Below are 1,777 nucleotides of genomic sequence, written 5' to 3'. Positions count from 1 at the left end.
TCGTAGAGCCATTCCAGTTCGCGCGTCACCTGCAAGGCGAGTTCGCGCGTCGGCGCCACCGCCAGCGCCAGCGGTGCGGCGGCGTGGCCGAAGCGCTCCGCGCCCTCAAGCAGGGTCGGCGCCAGAGCGAGGCCGAAGGCCACCGTCTTGCCGGAGCCGGTCTGCGCCGAAACCAGCGCATCGGCCTCGCCGAGCTCGGGCGCCACGACCGCCTTCTGGACGGGCGTCAGCTCGGAATAGCCGCGTTTCTCCAGCGCCCTGGCAAGCGCTGGAACAAGTGCTTCGAAGTTGGACATCTCACTCTTTCGGAATTTTAGGGTCCGCGCTCATCACGGAGCACATGCCGGGGCGGGCCTCGCGCCAGCCAAACAATCTTGGCCGTTCGTACTTCGCGCAGCCGCGATTGTACAGGGCGCGCGCAAAACCAGGCGCCGCTCGGCAATTGACTCTTGCCGCAAACCGCGTAAAAGCCGGCACCGAACGGGACAGTTTCGATGCGCGGCCTTTTGACGGCTCTTCCTGCATTCGATGCCCCCAGCCTCAATGCACATCATTGGGCCGGGCGCGTCGGCGCATCTCCTCGTTTCAGCAAAACCACATTCTTGGCCGAGAAAACTGGCAAAACCACCACCAAAACGGTGTGATTCCCTTGGCCTAACCACCCTCTCCCGGGTTCGGCCCGGGGGACGGAACCCGCAGCGGCCAGCGGGTTTCTCCAAAAACCAAGCGGAGAGGGACAGGAGATTTTTCGATGAGTTTCAAGGTAGCGATCGTCGGCGCCACGGGCAATGTGGGCCGGGAAATGCTCAACATACTGGAAGAGCGCGGCTTTCCGGTAAGCGAGGTGGTGGCGCTGGCCTCACGGCGCAGCCAGGGCACGGAAGTGTCGTTCGGCGACCGCACGCTGAAGGTGAAGTCGCTTGACCAGTATGATTTTTCCGACACCGATATCTGCATCATGTCGGCCGGCGGCAACGTCTCCAAGGAATGGTCGCCGAAGATCGGCAAGCAGGGCTGCGTCGTCATCGATAATTCGTCGGCCTTCCGCTACGACCAGGACGTGCCGCTGATCGTGCCGGAAGTGAACCCGGACGCGATCTCGCTGTTCACGCGCAAGAACATCATCGCCAATCCGAACTGCTCGACGGCGCAGCTGGTGGTGGCGCTGAAGCCGCTGCACGATTTCGCCACCATCAAGCGCGTCGTTGTCGCCACCTACCAGTCGGTGTCTGGCGCCGGCAAGGAAGGCATGGACGAGCTGTTCACGCAGACACGCGCGGTGTTTGTCGCCGACACCGTCGACGTCAAGAAGTTCACCAAGCGCATCGCCTTCAACGTCATCCCGCATATCGACGTCTTCCTCGACGACGGCTTCACCAAGGAAGAATGGAAGATGGTCGCCGAGACCAAGAAGATGCTCGATCCCAAGATCAAGCTGACGGCGACCTGCGTGCGCGTGCCGGTGTTCATCGGCCACTCGGAAGCGGTCAACATCGAGTTCGAAAAGCCGATCACCGCCGACGACGCGCGGGATATCCTGCGTGAAGCCCCAGGCTGCCAGGTCTTGGACAAGCGCGAGGACGGAGGCTACATCACGCCGCTGGAATCGGCCGGCGAGGACGCCACCTTCATCTCGCGCATCCGCGAGGATTCGACCATCGACAACGGCCTGTCGATGTGGATCGTCTCCGACAATCTGCGCAAGGGCGCCGCACTCAACGCGGTGCAGATCGCCGAGCTTTTGGTCGAGCGCGGCCTGATCCAGCCGAAGAAGAAG

3 protein-coding genes are annotated in these 1,777 nt (G+C 62.7%); 2 read left to right on the top strand and 1 reads right to left on the bottom strand.

Going from position 1 to position 1,777, the window contains the following annotated elements; translation table 11 throughout:
- The coding region (locus EN969_RS29655) for a DEAD/DEAH box helicase (protein ID WP_164758611.1) at positions 1–296 on the bottom strand (296 nt) is incomplete at its 3' end.
- 198 nt (positions 297–494) lie between these two features.
- On the opposite strand from EN969_RS29655, the gene EN969_RS35405 reads away from it, so the two are divergent.
- Positions 495–644 (top strand): hypothetical protein, encoded by a 150-nt coding sequence (locus EN969_RS35405; RefSeq protein ID WP_164746448.1) that lies wholly within the window; start codon positions 495–497, stop codon positions 642–644.
- A gap of 107 nt (positions 645–751) precedes the next feature.
- Positions 752–1,777, top strand: a 1,026-nt coding sequence (locus EN969_RS29650; RefSeq protein WP_127419655.1) for an aspartate-semialdehyde dehydrogenase, incomplete at its 3' end; no start/stop codon positions are given.

This window comes from Mesorhizobium sp. M7A.F.Ca.CA.003.01.2.1 (assembly GCF_003998945.1).
Taxonomy (GTDB): Bacteria; Pseudomonadota; Alphaproteobacteria; order Rhizobiales; family Rhizobiaceae; genus Mesorhizobium; species Mesorhizobium ciceri.
The sequence above is the reverse complement of the archived record's forward strand: the minus strand, read 5'-3'. Positions and strand labels throughout refer to the sequence as shown.